Annotated in this window: 17 protein-coding genes; 8 read left to right on the top strand and 9 right to left on the bottom strand. The window is 73.0% G+C overall.

The features are described from left to right. Positions 1-123 precede the first annotated feature (123 nt). Together ACWGJM_RS09860 and ACWGJM_RS09855 are read right to left on the bottom strand one after the other, a co-directional pair. Positions 124-2214, bottom strand: a complete 2091-nt coding sequence (locus ACWGJM_RS09860; RefSeq protein ID WP_453411138.1) for a phage holin family protein — start codon at positions 2212-2214, stop codon at positions 124-126. A gap of 97 nt (positions 2215-2311) precedes the next feature. Continuing rightward, complete coding sequence (locus tag ACWGJM_RS09855; protein ID WP_453411137.1) at positions 2312-2743, bottom strand: hypothetical protein; 432 nt, start codon at positions 2741-2743, stop codon at positions 2312-2314. A gap of 84 nt (positions 2744-2827) precedes the next feature. Here ACWGJM_RS09855 and ACWGJM_RS09850 point away from each other — a divergent pair, with 84 nt between their 5' ends. After that, positions 2828-3601, top strand: coding sequence for an MBL fold metallo-hydrolase (locus ACWGJM_RS09850; protein ID WP_453411136.1), 774 nt, complete (start codon positions 2828-2830; stop codon positions 3599-3601). Further along, positions 3598-4224, top strand: coding sequence for a DedA family protein (locus tag ACWGJM_RS09845; protein WP_453411135.1), 627 nt, complete (start codon positions 3598-3600; stop codon positions 4222-4224). The genes ACWGJM_RS09850 and ACWGJM_RS09845 overlap by 4 nt, the downstream gene beginning before the upstream one ends. Positions 4225-4239: 15 nt before the next feature. Here ACWGJM_RS09845 and ACWGJM_RS09840 read toward each other — a convergent pair whose 3' ends face one another. The 4 genes from ACWGJM_RS09840 to ACWGJM_RS09825 all read right to left on the bottom strand — a co-directional run bounded on the left by ACWGJM_RS09840 (position 4240) and on the right by ACWGJM_RS09825 (position 8429). Continuing rightward, complete coding sequence (locus ACWGJM_RS09840; RefSeq protein WP_453411134.1) at positions 4240-5298, bottom strand: MBL fold metallo-hydrolase; 1059 nt, start codon at positions 5296-5298, stop codon at positions 4240-4242. Then, entirely contained in the window at positions 5295-6653 is a 1359-nt protein-coding gene (locus ACWGJM_RS09835) for an aminotransferase class I/II-fold pyridoxal phosphate-dependent enzyme (RefSeq protein WP_453411133.1), read from the bottom strand. Before ACWGJM_RS09835 ends, ACWGJM_RS09840 begins: the two co-directional genes overlap by 4 nt. A gap of 61 nt (positions 6654-6714) precedes the next feature. Continuing rightward, positions 6715-7434 carry a hypothetical protein gene (locus ACWGJM_RS09830; RefSeq protein WP_453411132.1) on the bottom strand — a complete coding sequence of 240 codons (720 nt, stop codon included), beginning with the start codon at positions 7432-7434 and terminating at the stop codon, positions 6715-6717. A 200-nt stretch (positions 7435-7634) separates the two neighbouring features. Next, a complete protein-coding gene (locus ACWGJM_RS09825; RefSeq protein WP_453411131.1) occupies positions 7635-8429 on the bottom strand; it encodes an RNA polymerase sigma factor SigF in 795 nt (264 codons plus the stop codon). Positions 8430-8727: 298 nt separating this feature from the next. On the opposite strand from ACWGJM_RS09825, the gene ACWGJM_RS09820 reads away from it, so the two are divergent. From ACWGJM_RS09820 to ACWGJM_RS09800, 5 genes are all read left to right on the top strand, one after another. Continuing rightward, positions 8728-10536 (top strand): thiamine pyrophosphate-requiring protein, encoded by a 1809-nt coding sequence (locus tag ACWGJM_RS09820; RefSeq protein ID WP_453411130.1) that lies wholly within the window; start codon positions 8728-8730, stop codon positions 10534-10536. A 100-nt stretch (positions 10537-10636) separates the two neighbouring features. Next, positions 10637-11014 (top strand): DUF2795 domain-containing protein, encoded by a 378-nt coding sequence (locus tag ACWGJM_RS09815; protein WP_453411129.1) that lies wholly within the window; start codon positions 10637-10639, stop codon positions 11012-11014. Then, positions 11011-11667, top strand: coding sequence for a diguanylate cyclase (locus tag ACWGJM_RS09810; protein WP_453411128.1), 657 nt, complete (start codon positions 11011-11013; stop codon positions 11665-11667). The genes ACWGJM_RS09815 and ACWGJM_RS09810 overlap by 4 nt, the downstream gene beginning before the upstream one ends. Positions 11668-11703: 36 nt before the next feature. Continuing rightward, complete coding sequence (locus ACWGJM_RS09805) at positions 11704-12246, top strand: type 1 glutamine amidotransferase domain-containing protein (RefSeq protein ID WP_453411127.1); 543 nt, start codon at positions 11704-11706, stop codon at positions 12244-12246. Further along, the gene (locus tag ACWGJM_RS09800) at positions 12246-14351 is read left to right on the top strand and encodes a catalase (RefSeq protein WP_453411126.1); all 2106 of its coding nucleotides are present in this window, start codon (positions 12246-12248) and stop codon (positions 14349-14351) included. Before ACWGJM_RS09805 ends, ACWGJM_RS09800 begins: the two co-directional genes overlap by 1 nt. A gap of 64 nt (positions 14352-14415) precedes the next feature. Here the strand turns inward: ACWGJM_RS09800 and ACWGJM_RS09795 are convergent, their stop codons facing one another. Continuing rightward, positions 14416-14703 carry a DUF6158 family protein gene (locus ACWGJM_RS09795; protein WP_453411125.1) on the bottom strand — a complete coding sequence of 96 codons (288 nt, stop codon included), beginning with the start codon at positions 14701-14703 and terminating at the stop codon, positions 14416-14418. A gap of 57 nt (positions 14704-14760) precedes the next feature. Between ACWGJM_RS09795 and ACWGJM_RS09790 the strand changes: the two genes are divergently transcribed. Further along, on the top strand, positions 14761-15876 hold the full coding sequence (locus tag ACWGJM_RS09790; protein WP_453411124.1) for a baeRF2 domain-containing protein: 1116 nt from the start codon (positions 14761-14763) through the stop codon (positions 15874-15876). A 27-nt stretch (positions 15877-15903) separates the two neighbouring features. On the opposite strand, the gene ACWGJM_RS09785 is transcribed toward ACWGJM_RS09790, so the two are convergent. Continuing rightward, complete coding sequence (locus ACWGJM_RS09785) at positions 15904-17523, bottom strand: ABC-F family ATP-binding cassette domain-containing protein (RefSeq protein WP_453411123.1); 1620 nt, start codon at positions 17521-17523, stop codon at positions 15904-15906. Between the two features lie 42 nt (positions 17524-17565). After that, a complete protein-coding gene (locus ACWGJM_RS09780; protein ID WP_453411122.1) occupies positions 17566-18222 on the bottom strand; it encodes a histidine phosphatase family protein in 657 nt (218 codons plus the stop codon). Positions 18223-18315: the final 93 nt, after the last annotated feature.

The following is an 18315-nucleotide window of genomic DNA, read 5'->3' as shown; positions in this document are numbered from 1 at the left end:
GGATCCGGGTCCGGATTCCGTTGTCCGGGTCCGGTGTCCGGGTTCCGTCGCTCCCATCCGATCACATTCCGGCCCGTCGTACCCGCAGGACCCGGTTCACCCCGGGTGAACGGCGAGCGGCGCTCAGGCGGCCTTCCTGTCCCGCTCCGTCTCCGCCCCGGCGTCCGTGACCGGTATCTCGGGTCCGTTGGACTCGCGCAGCCAGCGGCGCAGGACGCGGTGCACCTGCTCGGCGCCGGTGATCCGCTCCCCGTCGCCGGCGGGCGGGGACAGGGTGAGCGGGGACAGCAGGAAGGGGCGGGCCTGGGCGCCGCCGAGGCCGCCGTGGGAGCCGATCTGCTCCTCGAAGGCGAGGACTTCGCCGTCGGCGGGGTCGTGGAAGGAGTTGACCATGATGTCGGCGGTGTGCGGGAAGGAGTGGGTGCGGCGGACGGCGTCGGCGGCGCCGGGGCCGAAGACGGCCAGCGGACCGGGTCCGTCGTCGAGTCGTTCGAGGGGTATCTCGGCGCCGTACGCGCCGAGCACCACGCCGTCGTGTTCGGCGCTGCGGACCAGCAGGAAGCCGACGCCGGGATGGTTGGCGAGGGTGGCGAGCAGGGCGGGGTGGCGGGCGTCGATCTCCTCCTTGGTCATGCGGTGCGGAACGTCCGGGAAGGAGATCAGGCCGAGGTTGCCGGAGGCGAGCACGATCGGCTCCGAGTGGCGGGCGGGGCGGTTGCGTTCGCCGCGGGTCTCGGCCGGGCGGCCCAGGGCGGCGCGGACGGCGGCCCGGGCCTCGGCGCCGCTGTGGGTTCTGTCGGCCTTGCGCGGGACGGGCAGGCCGCAGCCGGCCCGGACGAGGTCGGCGAGGGTGAGGCCGTAGCGGGCGCGGAAGGTTTCACCGGGGCTCTGTCCGTGGTCGGACAGGACGACGATCCGGTAGGGGCGGGGGGCGTGTTCGGCGACGTTCTCGATCAGGGCGAGGGAGCGGTCCAGCCGGGCGAGGACCTTCTCGGCGTCCCGGCTGCGCGGCCCGGAGTGGTGGGCGACCTCGTCGTAGGCGACGAGGTCGGCGTAGACGGCGGTGCGGCCGGCGAGCATGTCGCCCATGACGGCGGTGACGACGACGTCCCGTTCCACGACGGTGGCGAAGGCGCGCACGAACGGGTACAGGCCGCCGCGGCCCACGCGCGGGCGCTGCTTGCGCAGCCGGGCGTGGGTGGACTGGCCGATCTCGCGGGCGACCTCGGCGATGAAGGACAGTGCGGTGCGGACGGCGTTGGCGGGGTCGGAGAAGTACGCGAAGTAGCCGGCCCGCGAGCGGTTCTCACGGCCGCGGCGGCGGGTGGCGATGGACAGCACGAGGGCCTGTTCGTCGGCGCCGCCGCTGAAGAGGTTGCCGCGGCTGGCGCCGTCCACGGTGAGCAGTCCGCCGTCGCCTGTATGCGATGTCGCGCGGCGCTGAAGTTCGGCGGCACTCGTCGGTCGATTGCATACCATCACCTCGCCCCGGTCCTTCTCGTACCAGCGGAAGGCGGGGACGTCGAAGGTGCTGCCGTGCAGGATGCCGAGCTGGCTGGCGCCGGTCTGGCTGGACCAGTCGGTGCGCCAGGGGGTGAGCCGGTGCGTGGGCCGTGTGCCGTCGCCGGCGGTGAGCCAGCGGCCGACGGTGGGCATCACGCCCTTGGCGACGGCGTCGGTGAGGACGTCGTGGCCGACGCCGTCGAGCTGGACGAAGACGGTGCCGGGTCCGGCCGGGCAGGGCGGGCGGGCTCTTCGGCGGCGGTCGGCGAGCCGGTGCAGCCTGCGCCGGTAGGCGTCGTCGTCGCGGACGGTGAGGGCGGCGCCGGTGGCCGAGGCGACCGCGGACATCACGGCGGCGACGATGACGGCGGTCTCGGGTGCGGCCTCGCTGTCGCCGGAGGGGTTGATCCGCAGGGCGAGCAGCAGCAGCGAGCCGTTGAGGAAGAACACCAGCAGGCCGAGGACGAGGGCGGGCACGAGCAGCAACAGCCGTACGAGGAGGGGCCAGACGACGGCCGACAGGACGCCGAAGGCGCCGGCGCCGAACGCGGCGGTGACGGCGATGCGGGTGGCGCTGTCGCCGTCGGCGGACTGAAGCTGGAAGTCGGGCAGGAGGCCGGCGAGAAGGAGCATGGTGAGGGTGGAGACCACCCACACCGCGATGCTCCGCCCGATCTGACCGGCGATCCGCCGCCACCGCGCGCCACGCACGCCCGTACCCCTTTGACGTCCCCGGCCCGCGGCCGCCGCGGGCGTTCGGTCCCCCACCCTGTCATACGGGCCGTGCGACCGCCCCGGCTGCCCGCGGCTACCGGCCGTCGTAGCCGGCGGTGGGCATCGACAGTCTGCGGTGCACCTGTGCCTTCATCTGCGCGTCGTAGCGGGGTTCGGCCCGTCCGACGGTCTCCACGCGCACTCCGCGCCGGGCGCATTCGGCGGTGAACTCCTCGACGGAGGACAGCGCGGACTCCAGGACGCGGTGGCTGGGGGCGACGAAGAGGTCGAGTCCGGGGCGGACGCCGTCCCAGAGCGCCGCGTGGTCGTGGCGCAGCCGTCGTACGAGGAGTTCGCGGGCGACGACATAGCCGTGCTCGGCGGCCCAGCGGGCGCACATCGCGTGCTGGCTGCGGGAGTCGACGAGGAAGGGGTCGATCTCCAGCTCCTCCAGGGGAGTCAGGCTGGCGATCGCGGTGACCCGTACCAGCGCGGCCCTGCCGGAGGCAACCCGTACCTGTCCCATGGCGTCCCCCCTCACCTCCGGGTTTTCCCGCCGACCCTACTCCTGCCCGTAGGCTTCGGGGAGTCGCGCGAAGGAGGCAAAGCGGTGCCGGTGGAGATCACCTGGTGGGGTCACGCCACCTGCACGGTCGAGGACTCGGACACGCGAGTGCTCACCGATCCCCTGTTCGCCCGCCGGCTCGCGCATCTGCGCCGGCGCCGGGGTGCGCTGCCGCCGCCGGGGGCGTGGCACGCGGACGTGGTGCTGGTGTCGCATCTGCACGCCGACCATCTGCATCTGCCCTCGCTGGCGCGGCTCGTGCCGGGCACGCGCCTGCTCGTGCCCCGGGGTGCGGCCCGCGCGGTGCCGGGGCTGCGCCGGCTCGACGGGCTGCGGATCACGGAGGTGGTGCCCGGGGACCGGGTGGAGGTGGGTCCGCTGGTGGTGCGGGCGGTGTCCGCGCGGCACGACGGGCGGCGGCTGCCGGTGGGTCGGCACCGCTCCCCCGCGCTCGGGTATGTCGTCCAGGGGGAGGCGCGGACGTACTTCGCCGGGGACACGGGCCTGTTCGAGTCGATGGCCGAGGAGGTCGGGCCGGTGGACGTGGCGCTGCTGCCGGTGGGCGGCTGGGGCCCGTACCTCGGTGAGGGGCACCTGGACGCGGGGCGGGCGGCGCGCGCGCTGGCCGGGCTGGCGCCGCGGGTCGCGGTGCCGGTGCACTACGGGACGTACTGGCCGATCGGCATGGACGCGGTGCGCCCGCACGAGTTCTACGCGCCGGGTGACGAGTTCGTGCGGCGGGCGGCCGCGCTCGCGCCGGGGGTGGTGGTGCACCGGCTCGGGCACGGGCAGAGCGTGCGCCTGGAGGTTGCCCGGTGATACGGCTCGCCGCCGTCGTGACGGTCGTGCCGGCCGAGTCGACCCAGCAGGCCATCGGGTATCCGTCGCTGTTCCTGCTGGTGTTGATCGGAGCGCTGGTGCCCGTGGTGCCGACGGGGGCGCTGGTGAGTTCCGCCGCGGTGGTGGCGTTCCATCAGACGGCGCCGTTCTCGCTGGCGCTGGTGTTCGTGGCGGCGTCGCTGGCGGCGTTCCTCGGGGACGCGGCGCTGTACTGGCTCGGGCGGCGCGGAATGGGGTCGAGGAACGGGTCGCGGTGGCTGGCTGCGATCCGGGAGCGGGCGCCGGAGGACCGGCTGACGCAGGCGCAGGGGAAGCTCGCCGAGCACAATGTGGCGGTGCTGGTGCTGTCCCGGCTGGTGCCGGCGGGGCGGATCCCGGTGATGCTGGCCTGTCTGATGGCCGAGTGGCCGCTCAGACGGTTCGCGCGGGGCAATCTGCCCGCGTGCCTGGCCTGGGCGGCGACGTACCAGGTGATCGGGATCCTCGGCGGGTCGCTGTTCCCCCGCCCGTGGGAGGGCGTGGTCGCGGCGGTCGCGCTGACCGTGCTGGTCAGCGTGACACCGAGCGTGTGGCGCCGGGCCCGCCGGGCCGTCAGGGCCTGAGCGTCCGACGGGCGGTCACGGCAGGATCCGTGAGCCTCCCACCGGCAGGTCCCACAGGTCTTCCCGGTCCAGACCCGCCTTCTCCCAGGCCGCGTGGACGCGCGTGAGCGGTTCCAGGACCGGCTCCGCCGACAGGACGAACGTACCCCAGTGCATGGGGGCCATACGCCGCGCGCCCAGGTCCAGGGCGGCCTGCACCGCCTCCTCCGGGTCGCAGTGGACGTCGCTGAGCCACCAGCGCGGGTCGTAGGCGCCGATGGGCAGCAGGGCGAGGTCTATGCCGGGGTAGCGGCGGCCGATGCGGGAGAACCAGTGGCCGTACCCGGTGTCGCCGGCGAAGTGGACGCGCTGTCCGTCGGGGGAGGTGAGGATCCAGCCGCCCCACAGGCTGTGGCAGGTGTCGGTGAGGGTGCGCTTGGACCAGTGGTGGGCGGGCACGAAGTCGAAGCGGACGCCGGACAGTTCGGCCGCCTCCCACCAGTCGAGCTCGGTGATGGCGGTGAACTTGCGGCGGCGGAACCAGCTGCCGAGGCCGGCGGGCACGAACACGGGGGTGTCGCGCGGGAGTCGGCGCAGGGTGGGGGCGTCCAGGTGGTCGTAGTGGTTGTGGCTGATGACGACCGCGTCGACGCGGGGCAGTTCCTCCCAGGCGACGCCCACGGGGGTGATGCGGGCGGGGGTGCCGAGGATACGGCGGGACCAGACGGGGTCGGTCAGGACGGTCAGCCCGCCGATGGACACCACCCAACTGGCGTGGCCCGCCCAGGTGACGGCGACGGTGCGGGCGTCCACGCGGGGCGGTGGGCCGGGTGCGTAGGGCAGGCGGGGGACGTCGGCGAGTCCCTCCTTGCCGGGGCGCACGGCGCCTTCGCGGGCGAAGCGGGCGATGGCCTTGAGGCCGGGCAGCGGAGCGGTCAGCCGGTCGTGGAAGGTCCGCGGCCACACCCGTATCTCGCCCAGCGGGCGGGGCGGGGCGAGCGGCGGACAGGGGGGTGCGAGGGGTGACGTGGCCGTCGGTTCGTCGGCTTCCGTGGGGGCGGTGGTGGTGGTGGTCGACTCGGACTGCTGCGTCATCGAGGAGGCTCCCATCGCTGAGCGTCGTCGCGGAGATCGTCGAAGACCGACTTCAAGGAGAGCAACGCGCGTTGCACGTGTGGCAGTTCCAACGGCGCGGGTGCCGTGAGGCATTCCGTGCGTTCCTCGTCCGTGCCGCTCAGCAGCGGCCCGGTGGCAAGACGCACGCGCAGCGCCGCCAGGTCGTCGCCGAAGCGGTGGCCGCCGGGTGCGGGCATGCCGAGCCGGGCGGTGAGGAAGTCCTCCAGTTCCTGCGCGTCGCCGACGCCTTGGGCGGCGAGCGCGGTGCGCAGCGGTTCGAGGTCGGCGTACAGGTGCCGGCCGGCCTGTGGCGGCCGGGCCAGGGCGCCCGCGGCGGTGACGGCGGCGTGCGCGGCGGCGGCCACGCGCGCGTGCAGCCGTACGGCTGCGGCGCGGCGTTCGGTGACGGGCTCGGGTTCGTCCAGCGCGTACCCGGCGGCGGCCGCGACCGGCCCGGCGACGCTCGCGCCCAGCGCGGTGAGTACGTCGAGCACGCGCGCGTGGAGCCCCGTTCCGGTGTCCGAGGCGGGGAAGCGGGCGACGGCGGCGGGCCAGGCGGGCGGCAGCAGGGAGCCGGCGAGGTCGGTGACGACGGTGACGTGGTCGGGCAGCATCTCGGCCGGGCTGAGCAGCACGGTCTCGTGCGGGGCGTGCAGGGTGTCGCGCCAGGTCTCGTCGCTGACCAGGTGCAGTCCTTCGCCGACGGCGGCCTCGAGAGTCTCGTGCAGCAGTTCGGGCGGTGCGACGGTGGCGGTGGGGTCGTCGGCGACGGAGAGCACGAGCAGCCGCGGGTCGCCGCCTTCGGCACGGACGCGGCGTACGGTCTCCAGCAGCGCGTACGGGTCGGGCACGCCGCCGGACTCGGCGGGGGTGGCGACGTGGAAGGCGGGCCTGCCCAGCAGGCGCGCGTACGGTGCCCACCAGGCGGCGCAGGGCCGGGGCACGAGTACGTCGCCGCCCTGCGCGGCGGTCAGCGCGAGCAGCAGCGACGGCGCGCCGGGGCCGGCCGCCACCTGGCCGGGTTGCGTGGGCAGGCCGCGCCGCGTCCAGTAGCCGCACGCCGCCTCCAGCAGCGCCGGGCCGCCGCCGGCCGGCTGGCCCTCGGCGCGGCCCGCGGCGGCGGCGAGCACGGCGGACAGTTCGGGCAGGACGGGCAGTCCGTCGCCGGGCAAGGTCGGGCCGTAGCGCACCGGACCGTGGCCTTCGGGGCTGTGGCCTTCGGAGGCGTGGCCTTCGGGGGCGTGGCCTTCGGGGCTGTGGGCACCGGCGTTCCGGCCGCCGGTGCCCGGGTCGGAACGGACGGAGCCGTCGCCTTCCGGGTCCGTCCGCCGCATGTCTGCCTCCGCGCTGTCCGTGTGCCGTGTCCGGTCGTGTCCTGGCCCCGTCCTGTCCCCGTTACGGGCCATCGCTGTGCCGGGATGCTCCGGGCACTCTCCAGTGCCACGGGTACCCAGAGGTGCGCCCCTGCATCCGGTACACCGCGCCCGCGCCCGCAGCCGCGATCAGTACCGCGCCGGCCGCCAGCGCGGGCACGGACCCGTCGAACGTGCCGCCCTCGCCCGCGTTCGCGCCGTGCGGAACGGTGGGCGGGGCGCAGGAGGGGTCATCGGGGGACTCGGCGCAGTCGTGACCGGTGTCGTCCCGTCCACCGGTGTCCCGTCCACCGGTGTCCTGTCCACCGGTGTCCTGTCCACCGTCGTTCCATGCGCCCTCGTCCCGGCCTCCGGCGTCCCGTCCACCGGCGTCCTGCCCACCGGCGTCCCACACGCCGTCATCCCGGCCGTCCTGGTCCTGCCCGGCCGCGCAGGGCTTGGCGTCCGGAACGGTGGTATTCGGACCGGTGGTATTCGGACCGGTGGCGTCAGGTCCGACTGCATCAGGCCCGACGGCATCAGGCCCGACGGCATCAGGCCCGACGGCATCCGCACCGCCCCCGGCAGCGTCGCCGGAGTCTATTCGGGCGGTGCCGCGGTCGGCGGGCCCGGTCGACCGGCCGTCCGTGCCGGTGGCCGCGCCGCAGGACGCGGAGACGGGTTTCGCGTACGCGTCCGGCGCGACGGCGAACGCGGCCGCGGCCAGGGCGGCGACGGACAGGGCGCGTGCGGTGCGGCGCATGGTAGGGGCTCCTCGAACGACGGCTGCGACGGCGGCTGCGACGGGCGCGGCCTGCGCGTCCTGTCTTGCCATCACAGCCCGCCGCGCCGCGTGCCGCGCGCGGCCGGAGCCCATTGGCGGGACGCCCGGGGGCCTTCCGGGTGATCCGGCGGTCCGGCGGGTTTCGGTCCGGCGGGTTTCACCTCACGTCCGGCGCCGTCCTACGCCACGTCCCTCATCACCTGCTCCCGCAGCCGGTCGCAGCAGCGGCTGATCAGCCGGGAGACGTGCATCTGGGAGATGCCCAGCTGCTCGGCGATCCGGCTCTGGGTCATGTCACCGAAGAACCGCATGTACAGGATGGTCCGCTCGCGTTCGGGCAGGGCGGCCAGCCGGGGCTTGACGGCCTCGCGGTCGACGACCGTGTCGAGCGCGGGGTCCGGGGCGCCGAGGGCGTCGCTGAGGGAGTGGCCGTCGTCGCTGCCCGGCAGTTCGGCGTCCAGGGAGAGCGCGGAGAAGCTCTCCAGTGCCTCCAGGCCGACCCGGACGTCCTCCTCGCTCATGTTGGCGTGCTTGGCGATCTCCGCGACGGTGGGACGGCGGCCGGGGATGGTCTGGGACAGGTCCTGGCCGGCGAACCGGACCCGGTTGCGCAGGTCCTGTACCCGACGGGGCACGTGCAGGGTCCACATGTGGTCGCGGAAGTGCCGTTTGATCTCGCCGGTGACGGTGGGCACGGCATAGCTCTCGAAGGCGTTGCCGCGTTCGGGGTCGTAGCGGTCGACGGCCTTGACCAGGCCGAGGGCGGCGACCTGCCGCAGGTCCTCGTAGCTCTCACCGCGGCTGCGGAACCGTCCCGCGATCCGTTCGGCCATGGGCAGCCAGGCCTCGACGATCTCGTCGCGCAGGGCGTCGCGTTCGGCTCCGGGCGGGAGGGCGGTGAGGCGGCGGAAGGCGTCCGCGGTGTCGGGAGCGTCGTCGTGGGGGTGGCGCTTCGTGCTCGCTCGGTTCGGCATGGTGCGTCGCAACTCCCCTGGAGTGCATGGGTTCGACGGTCACCGCGGGAGCGCATCCGATCCGGACAGACGCACCCATGGCGACGACTCGCCGCTCCCACGGAGGTGTGCCTCCTGTCCGAAGCACTGTGCTGCTGCGCCTGCCCCCGGCCCGAGGGGGCAAACACCCGTCCGGCGCCCCGTCGGCCCCCGGGGAACCCGCGCGGGAGAGCCCGTACAGGTTTTCAGCATGCCCGGGGGGTGACTCGGAAACCGCTGACCGGATCGTCCGCTTCCTCACCACCTGGAGGTTGTCTCCATGAGCACCAAGGTCTCCGACCACATCCTCGCGCGGCTGCGCGAGTGGGGTGTGGAGCAGGTCTTCGGCTATCCCGGCGACGGCATCAACGGCCTGCTCGCGGCCTGGGGACGGGCCGATGACCAGCCGCGGTTCATCCAGTCCCGCCACGAGGAGATGTCCGCCTTCCAGGCGGTCGGCTACGCCAAGTTCTCCGGGCGTCTCGGGGTGTGCGCGGCGACTTCGGGACCGGGCGCCATCCACCTCCTCAACGGGCTGTACGACGCCAAACTCGACCATGTGCCGGTGCTGGCGATCGTCGGCCAGACACACCGGACCGCGATGGGCGGCTCCTACCAGCAGGAGGTCGACCTGCACACACTGTTCAAGGACGTCGCCTCCGACTTCCTGGAGACGGTGACCGTCCCCGAGCAGCTGCCGAACGTGCTGGACCGGGCGATCCGCACCGCGTACGCCCGTCGCTGCCCGACGGCGATCATCATCCCGGGTGACGTGCAGGAACTGGACTACTCGGCGCCCACGCACGAGTTCAAGATGGTGCCCTCCAGCCTGGGCATGAGCGAGTCGACGGCGATCCCGACCGACGACGCGCTGCGCAGGGCCGCGGAGATCCTGAACGCCGGTGACAAGCCGGCCATCCTGATCGGGCAGGGTGCCGCGGGGGCGGTCGCGGAGGTGCAGCGGATCGCGGAGCTGCTCGGCGCGGGCGTCGCCAAGGCGCTGCTGGGCAAGGACGTGCTCAGCGACGAGCTGCCGTACGTCACCGGTTCGATCGGCCTGCTGGGCACGCGCCCGTCGTACGAGCTGATGCGGGACTGCGACACACTGCTGACCATCGGCTCCTCGTTCCCGTACACGCAGTTCATGCCGGAGTTCGGCAAGGCTCGGGGCGTGCAGATCGACCTCGATCCGCACATGGTAGGGATGCGTTATCCGTACGAGGTGAACCTCGTCGGCGACGCCAAGGCGACCCTCCAGCGGCTGATCCCGCTGCTGGAGGCCGACCGCGGGGGCCGGCCCGAGGACCGGGAGTGGTTCGACACGGTGTCCGCGAACGTGCGGCGCTGGCACGAGACGATGGAGCGGCGGGCGCATCTGTCGGCCGACCCGATCAACCCGGAGTACGTGGCGCGGGCGCTGGACCCGCTGCTGCCGGACAACGCGATCCTCACCTCGGACTCCGGTTCGGTGGCCAACTGGTACGCGCGGCACATCACCATGCGACCGGGCATGCGCGGCTCGCTGTCCGGGACGCTGGCGACGATGGGCGCCGGGGTGCCGTATGCGATCGGCGCGAAGTTCGCGCATCCGGACCGGCCTGTGTTCGCGCTGGTCGGTGATGGTGCGATGCAGATGAACGGGCTCGCGGAGGTGATCACCGCGGCGAAGTACCAGGACCGGTGGACGGATCCGCGGCTGGTGTTCGCGGTGTGGAACAACCAGGACCTCAACCAGGTCACCTGGGAGATGCGCGCGATGGAGGGCGCTCCGTCCTTCCTGCCCTCGCAGGAGCTGCCGGACGTGCAGTACGCGGCGTTCGCGCGTTCCCTGGGGCTGACCGGGATCCGGGTGGAGAAGCCGGAGGACGTGGAGGCGGGCTGGCGCGCGGCGCTGGAGGCTGACGGGCCCGCGGTGGTGGAGTTCCTCACCGACCCGGCGGTGCCGCCGATTCCGCCGCACGCCTCCTGGGAGCAGATGGAGGCGACGGCCGAGTCGATCCTCAAGGGCGACGCGGACCGCGGGTCGATGATCAAGCAGGGGTTCAAGGCGAAGGTGCAGGAGTTCCTGCCGGGGCACGACGGGAAGTAGACACGGCTGCGCATTCCGGCGCGTTTTCACCCCGTGGATCCCGTGTCGGTGTGCGGTCGCCGGGTACGCGGTGCGGACCCCCGAAGATGTGGAGGGAGACATGCAGCGAGGCAGTGACCGGCTGAGCGTCCATCGGGACGAAGAGATGAAACACGAGCTCCAGGGCCTGCTCCGGTCCGGGCACCCGACGCGTACGGAGGAGTGGCACGACCCGGAGCCGACCGCCGAGGACGACCCGGAGGTCTGGGGCGGCCCGGTGGCGCCGGGGCGCTCCGGGGCCACGCTGGAGACGGTCCGGTTCGAGCTGGCCCGGAATCTGGGGCGCAGCGCGTTCCCGGCGGGGCCTGCCGACCTGGCGCGGACCCTGCGTCGCAAGAACGCGCCGGACGCCTTGATCGAGGCGGTGGCGCGGCTGCCGCGCCAGCGGCACTTCGCCACTGTGCAGGAGCTGGCCGAGGAACTGGTGGGCCGCGGATGAGCCGGGGCCAGGCAGCGGAGATCGCCGCCACTGGCGTCACCGTCGATGTCGGTGACGCCACCACCCGGTACCTGCTGTACGGGCTGCTGCCCGGCTGGTTCGTACCGGGTCTGGCCGACTGGGTCATGCACCGGCGCACCCGCATCGAGGACACGGCGGGGACGAAGGAGTCCCTGATCCACTCCCTGATGATGGCCGAGGTGGGTCTGCCGATCGCGCTGACCCTGCGCTACGAGGTCAACCCGCTGCTGCTGTCGGTGCAGCTCGGGGCGACGGCCGTGCACGAGGCGACGGCGCTGTGGGACGTGCGGACGGCGGTGGACAGCGACCGTGAGGTCAAGCCGGTCGAGCAGCACATCCACAGCTTCCTGGAGTCGCTGCCGTTCGCCGGGCTGAGCGCGCTGATGTGCCTGCACCACGACCAGGTGCGGTCGTTGCTGCGCGGCGGCCGGGGCGATCGGGACGCGTGGCGTCTGGTGCCGCGTCGGCGGCCGCTGTCGCCCGGCTATCTGGCGGCCGTCGGCGCCGCGATCGGCGCGTGCGTGCTCCTGCCGTACGGCGAGGAGCTGCTGCGCTGCCGGCGGGCGGCCCGGGCGAAGAAGAAGCGCCACGGGGACGACAGCGCCCGGTGGCGGGCGACCGACGAAGGCTGAGACGTTGCAATTGCGTATACGGAAAGGAGGCCGGCCATGCGCATCGCATTCCTGGTGGCCCCCGAAGGGGTCGAGCAGGTCGAGCTGACCGAGCCGTGGAAGGCGGCTTCGGAGGGCGGGCACGAACCGGTGCTGGTGTCGACGAAGTCCGGGAAGATTCAGGCATTCAACCATCTGGACAAGGGGGACACGTTCCCCGTGGACGAGGTGGTCGGCGAGACGTCGGCCGGCTCGTTCGGGGCGCTCGTCCTGCCCGGCGGGGTGGCCAACCCGGACTTCCTCAGGATGGACGAGAAGGCCGTCGCGTTCGTGAAGGACTTCTTCGACCAGAGCCGTCCGGTGGCCGCGATCTGCCACGCCCCGTGGACGCTGGTCGAGGCGGATGTCGTACGCGGCCGGACGCTGACCTCGTGGCCGAGTCTGCGGACGGACATCCGCAACGCGGGGGGCACCTGGGTGGACGAGCAGGTGAAGATCTGCGACGCCGGCCCCAACCAGTTGATCACCAGCCGCAAGCCGGACGACCTGAAGGCGTTCTGCGACGCGTTCCTGCATGTGTTCGCCGGGGAGGCCGGCTGATGGGCACCCCTTCCGACGGCAAGCAGCGGCAGCGCGAGGCGTATCACGCCGAGGACCCGGCGTCGGGTCCGCTCACCACCGACCAGGGCGTCGACGTCGACCACACCGACGACTCGCTGACGGTCGGCGAGCGCGGGCCGACCCTGATGGAGGACTTCCACTTCCGGGAGAAGCTCACCCACTTCGACCACGAGCGGATCCCGGAACGGGTGGTGCACGCGCGCGGTGCGGGCGCGTACGGGTACTTCGAACCGTACGAGTCCTGCGCCCAGTTCACGCGGGCGGCGTTCCTCCAGGACCCGTCCGTGCGGACGCCGGTGTTCGTGCGGTTCTCCACCGTGCAGGGCCCCAGGGGGTCGGCGGACACGGTGCGGGACGTGCGGGGCTTCGCCACGAAGTTCTACACGTCCGAGGGCAACTACGACCTCGTGGGGAACAACTTCCCGGTCTTCTTCATCCAGGACGGCATCAAGTTCCCGGACTTCGTGCACGCGGTGAAGCCCGAGCCGCACAACGACATCCCCACGGGCGCGTCGGCGCACGACACCCTGTGGGACTTCGTGTCGCTGCAACCGGAGACGCTGCACGCGATCATGTGGCTGATGTCGGACCGGGCGATCCCGCGCAGCTATCGGATGATGCAGGGCTTCGGCGTGCACACGTTCCGGTTCGTCGACGCCGAGGGGCGCGGGACGTTCGTGAAGTTCCACTGGAAGCCGAAGCTGGGCGCGCATTCCCTGGTGTGGGACGAGGCGCAGGAGTGCCAGGGCCGCGATCCGGACTTCAACCGGCGGGACCTGTGGCTCGCGATCGAGGCGGGCGAGTACCCGGAGTGGGAGCTGGGCGTCCAACTGGTGCCGGAGGAGGACGAGTTCGCGTTCGACTTCGATCTGCTGGACGCGACGAAGATCATTCCGGAGGAGCAGGTGCCGGTCCGGCCGATCGGCCGGATGGTGCTGGACCGCAACCCGGAGAACTTCTTCGCGGAGACCGAGCAGGTCGCCTTCCACACGGCGAACGTGGTGCCCGGCATCGACTTCACCAACGATCCGCTGCTGCAAGCGAGGAACTTCTCGTACCTGGACACCCAGCTGATCCGGCTGGGCGGCCCCAACTTCACCCAGATCCCGGTGAACCGGCCGGTGGCGCCGGTGCGCACCAACCACCGCGACGGCTACCACCAGGGCGCGATCCACCGGGGTACGAACTACTTCCCGAACTCCCTCGGTGGCGGCTGCCCCGCGCACGTCGGGGCCGGCGGGTCGGCGTTCACCCACTACACCGAGCGGGTGGACGGCGCGACGATCCGCCGGCGCAGCCCCAGCTTCCAGGACCACTACAGTCAGGCCGCGCTGTTCTGGCACAGCATGTCCGACTGGGAGAAGCAGCACATCGTCGCCGCGTTCCGGTTCGAGCTGGGCAAGGTCGACGCGCGCGCGGTGCGGGCGCGGACGGTCGAGCAGCTGGCCAGGGTGGACGGCGGGCTGGCGGCGGAGGTGGCGCGGGGTGTCGGGGTGCCCGAGCCGTCGGCCGAGGGGGCGGCGCAGGTCAAGCAGGTCTCGCCCGCGCTGAGTCTGGAGTCGCTGCGCGGCGACGGTTCGATCCGGACCCGGCAGATCGCCGTGCTGGTCGCCGATGGTGTGGACGCCGGGCAGCTCGGGTCGGTGCGGGAGGCGCTGGCGGCCGAGGGAGCGATCGTGGAGGCGCTGGCGGCGACGGAGGCACCGGTGACGGGGACAGACGGTCGATCGTATACAGTCGACCGCTCATTGCCTACGGTCGCTTCCGTCCTGTACGACGCGGTCCTGCTGCCCGGCGGGCCCACCGGCACCCCCGCGGTCACCGGCGACCCGGACGCGATGCGTTTCGTCCGCTCCGCCTACCGGCACGGCAAGCCGATCGGCGCGCTCGGGTCGGGCGTCGGGATCCTGTCGGCGCTCGAGCCGGAGGGCCTGAGGCTGTCGACGGAGTTCCACCACATGATCAGCGACCGGGGCGTGGTCACGGACACCGCTCCCGGTGCCGCGCACACGGACTTCGTCCGGGCGTTCGTGGCCTCGATCGCGGCCCACCGGCACTGGGGCCGGCCTCCGCTGCGCTGCTGACGGCGGGCCGGCGGCGCCGGTCGCGTCGACCCTTTGGGGGCTCCCCGCGCGGGGAGCCCCTTCTTCAGGTGCCGGAGCCGTCGGGCGTCGCCGTCTCCGCGCAGCTGCGTTCCCGGGCGCCCTCCCGGGTGCGGCCGGCGGCGACCAGTCGGCGCGGATTGCGGCGCAGGTACTCGCCCTCGAGCTGGGCCATGCGTTCGTTGTGGGCCCGCAGTGCGTCGTTCGAGGCGTACAGCAGGGTGTCGTGGCGCGTGCGGTGGATCGTCTCCAGCTCTTTCATGAGCTGCTGATCGTCCAGGCGGCTGGGGTCGACTCCGGTCATCGTGATGTCCCGCTCGTCGTGTTCGTTCATGTGGTACGGGTACCCGCCCGGGACGCAGTACCCCCGAGCGGCATCCGGGAGGGAGCCATGGATCTCGCGTTTCTCAATCCACTGTACGAACAGTCCGGCCCTTGGGCCTCCGTGTACGTCGACACCTCCCGGCACGCGGAGGACACGCCGCACGAGCTGCACCTGACCGCCCAGGCGATGGGGCGCGAGCTGAGGGAGCAGGGCTCGGACGACGCCACCTGCCGGGCGGTGGAGGAGGCGATCGAGGCGCTGGGCCATTCCCCCGATCCGCATGGCAGGGCCCTGTTCGCGCGGCACGGCGAAGTGACCCTGGACCCGGTGCTGGCGCACGCCCCGCCGGGCAACCGGGCGGTGTGGGCGCCGCTGCCGCGGGTGGCCCCGCTGCTGGACCTGGCCGGTGAGGACCCGCTGGCGATCGTGTCGTACATCGACCGCCGCGGCGCCGACTTCGAACTGCGCAGCGCGCTGGGCCGACGGAAGGCGGGTGCGGTCGTCGGCCGGCAGCATCCGATCCACCGCACCTCCAGCGCCGACTGGTCGGAGCGGCACTTCCAGCTGAAGGTGGAGAACACCTGGGAGCACAACGCGGCGGAGATCGCCGACGCGCTCGCCGTCTGCCAGGACGAGACCCGGGCGGACCTGCTGATCCTGGTCGGTGACGAGCGCGAGCGGCGCGAGGTGCACGAGCGGCTGCCGAAGCGGCTGCACGCGCGCGTGGTCGAGTCCGAGCACGGCACCGGCAGCAGGCTGCTGGACGACGAGGTGGAGCAGGTGCGCGTCGCCCACGTGCGCCACCGTATCGAGGCGGAGCTGGACCGGTTCCGTGCCGCGCGCGCCCCGGACGGCGAGGGCCGCGTCGGCGCCGTCGAGGGCGTGCCCGGGCTGGTGGAGGCCGCCCGGGAGCACCGTCTGGAGGAGCTGCTGATCAGGCCGGACGGGCCCGACGTCCACCGTGAGGTGTGGATCGGCGAGGACCCCGACCAGCTGGCGGTGCGCCGTACCGAGCTTCAGGTCCTCGGCGAGCAGAACTCCTGGTCCGCGCGCGCGGACGACGCGCTGCTGCGCTCCGCCGTGACGACAGACGCCGCCGCGCTGTCCGTGGCGGCGGTGCTGGAGGGCACGGGGGACGACACTCCGGCGGGCGGCCTGGGCGCGCTGCTGCGCTGGAAGTGACAGGAGTGGCGCTCCGGCCCGGTGCGGCTACCGGGCCCGTTCCACCCTGCGCTCGTCCCACACCGGTTCGGGCGTCTCGCGGACCCGGCCGTCGCTGCCGAAGACCAGGTAGCGGTCGAAGGAGCGGGCGAACCAGCGGTCGTGGGTCACCGCGAGGACCGTACCGTCGAAGGCTTCCAGGCCCTCCTGGAGGGCTTCGGCGGACTCCAGGTCCAGGTTGTCGGTCGGCTCGTCCAGGAGCAGGGCGGTGACGCCCGCCAGTTCCAGCAGGAGGATCTGGAAGCGGGCCTGCTGGCCGCCGGAGAGCCGGTCGAAGGACTGCTCGGCCTGCTGGGTGAGCTCGTAGCGGCGCAGCCGGGACATGGCCGCGCCCCGGTCCTGGGCGTGTTCCTTCCACAGGATGTCGAGCAGGGTGCGGCCTTCCAGCTCCGGGTGGGCGTGCGTCTGCGCGAAGTGCCCGGGCACGACCCGCGCCCCCAGCCTCCACTCCCCCGTGTGGGCGACGTCGCCGCCGGCCAGCAGGCGCAGGAAGTGCGACTTGCCGGAGCCGTTGGAGCCGAGGACGGCGACCCGTTCGCCGTAGAAGACCTCCAGGTCGAACGGTTTCATCAGGCCGGTCAGTTCGAGGCCTTCGCAGGTGACGGCCCGTACGCCGGTGCGGCCGCCCTTCAGGCGCATTCGGATGTCCTGCTCGCGCGGCGGCTCGGGCGGCGGCCCGGCCTCTTCGAACTTGCGCAGCCTGGTCTGCGCCGCCTGGTAGCGGGAGGCCAGCTCGTGGCTGACGGAGGCCGCCTGGCGGAGGCTGAGGACGAGCTTCTTCAGCTGGGCGTGCTTCTCGTCCCAGCGGCGGCGCAGTTCCTCGAAGCGGGCGAAGCGTTCGCGGCGGGCCTCGTGGTAGGTGGCGAAGCCGCCGCCGTGCACCCAGGCGTCGGCGCCGGCCGGTCCGGGCTCCACGGAGACGATCTTCTCGGCGGCGCGGGCGAGCAGTTCACGGTCGTGGGAGACGAACAGGACCGTCTTGCGGGTCTCCTTCAGCCGTTCCTCCAGCCAGCGCTTGCCGGGCACGTCCAGGTAGTTGTCCGGCTCGTCCAGCAGCAGCACCTCGTCGGTGCCGCGCAGCAGCGCCTCGAGGACCAGCCGCTTCTGCTCGCCGCCGGAGAGGGTCCGTACCTGCCGCCACTGCGCCCGCTCGTAGGGGATGCCGAGCGCGGCCGTGGTGCACATGTCCCACAGCGTCTCCGCCTCGTAGCCGCGTGCTTCGGCCCAGTCGGCGAGGGCCTGCGCGTAGGCCAGCTGGGCGGCCTCGTCGTCGACGGTCATCACGGCGTGCTCGGCCTTGTCGACGGCCCGCGCGGCCTGACGGATGCGGGGCGGTGCGACGGAGACGAGGAGGTCGCGCACGGTCGTCTCGTCCCGTACGGAGCCCACGAACTGGCGCATGACGCCCAGGCCGCCGCTGACGGTGACCGTGCCGCCGTGCGGCTTCAGCTCGCCGGCGATGAGCCGGAGCAAGGTGGTCTTGCCTGCGCCGTTGGGACCGACCAGGGCGACGGCGGCGCCTTCGCCGACCCGGAAGGACACGTCCCCGAGCAGGGTCCTCCCGTCGGGGAGGTGGTATTCGAGGTGCGCGGCTTCCAGGTGTCCCATGGGCAGGCATTCTCCGGGGCGCCCGCGACCTGGGGCAAACGCTTATCCGGCCGCGTCGACGGGCTGCCCGGCCGGTCCGCTCTCCCCCGCCGGGGCCACGACCGTGCCCTGCCAGGTGAGTGCCTTCCAGCCGTCGGACGGGGAGCCCTCCAGCACCACCACGCCGGTGTTGTCCAGGGGGCGGGCGGCGGCGAAGGGCACGTCGACGTTGTCCGCGCGGGCGGCGGTCCACATGCGGATGGCCGCGCCGTGGCTGACCAGGGCGACGGTGCCGGCGCCGCTGTCCGCGGCTTCGGTGACGACGGCGTCGTACCGGGCCAGCGCCTCGGCGCCGCTCTCCCCGCCCGGTATGCGCAGCGCGGTGTCCCCGGCCGCCCACGCGAACACCGTGCGCATGTACAGCTCGCCGCGCTCCGAGTGGCCGGGCAGCATCTCCAGCTCGCCCGCGGACACCTCTCGGATGCCGTCCCGGACGATCACCTCGAGGCCGTGGGCGGCGGCCAGCGGGGCGGCCGTGAGCCGGGTGCGGACGAGGGTGGAGGCGTAGACGGCCTCGATGTCCTCGCCCGCGAGGGCCTCGGGGAGGGCGGCGGCCTGCCGCTCGCCGAGCTCGGTCAGACCCGGGCCGGGTACGGCGGTGTCCAGCAGGAAGTCGACGTTGGTCGGGGTCTGGCCGTGCCGGATGAGGAGCAGGCGCATGCAGCGGTCCTTCCGCGTCGGGGTGCTTCCGCGCCGGGCGGCCCCGGGCACACCGTGGGCCGACAAGAAACGGCCACTTCAGGGTATCCGGAC

This window comes from Streptomyces sp. NPDC054834 (assembly GCF_053611185.1).
Note: the sequence above shows the minus strand (reverse complement) of the source record. Positions and strands in the feature narration are given on the sequence as shown.